Consider the following 780-nt stretch of genomic DNA (forward strand, 5'->3'; position numbering starts at 1 on the left):
ACAACGTCACTATTAACTATTGCATTCCTGAGCATTTTGATTCATCATTCTCTTTGTGAAAAACATTCCAAACTTTCTCTCCACTTTTTCTGGGTAAGGTCAGTCAGCTACTTGGATGACAGGGGAGGGAGGTGCTACCCTGACAATCGTCATCCCGCTACGTGTTAGCGGGATCTAGAGATACCGCGAATGAATCGCGGTATGACGGTCTGCAGCGGTATGACGTAGGGCTGCACTAGCTATATCATGCATTTTATTAACCGACACTATAAACAATATCCTTACAATTATGAGATTGAACCACAACTTGCTCAAGCGTTAAGCTGCTGCGTTTAGCGTCTTTACTGTGATTTTCCCCAAGAACATTTGTTCTTTCTCGTTTTATTTCCTCAATGAATTTCCCATTAACATCTTTAGGATCAATCTCTTCTTCAGAATATATAAGGTTAGTGCAATTTGTTTTTCTATAATAATGCACGCCAAGACATATAATTGATAATGCAAGTATACCAGAACCTATAAGTAATGATAATCCTATGTTATTAGTCAAAGGGTTTTGGTAAAATTTTTGTACACCATTAACACCATGTGTTGCAAGTAGCCCTAGAGGAAACGCTATATTTGCAGCAACTACACCAGTAAATAATGCAGTAAATATTGGTCTGTCGTTAATTACTGATTTTATTTTATTAGTTCTAGTAATTACTTTTTCGTCAATGTTAGTGAAGCCTTGTTTAGCTTCCCAAGCATTAAGTACAAAATTTGAATGAGTGCCATTGC

At 37.2% G+C, this 780-nt stretch carries 1 pseudogene; it reads right to left on the reverse strand.

Annotated features, from left to right (window positions below):
* Window positions 1–256 precede the first annotated feature (256 nt).
* Window positions 257–780 (reverse strand): annotated as a pseudogene (locus tag BA053_RS06320) (hypothetical protein); the annotation flags it as partial.

It is taken from the genome of Wolbachia endosymbiont of Nomada ferruginata, from assembly GCF_001675785.1.
In the GTDB taxonomy this organism is placed as follows: Bacteria; Pseudomonadota; Alphaproteobacteria; order Rickettsiales; family Anaplasmataceae; genus Wolbachia; species Wolbachia pipientis.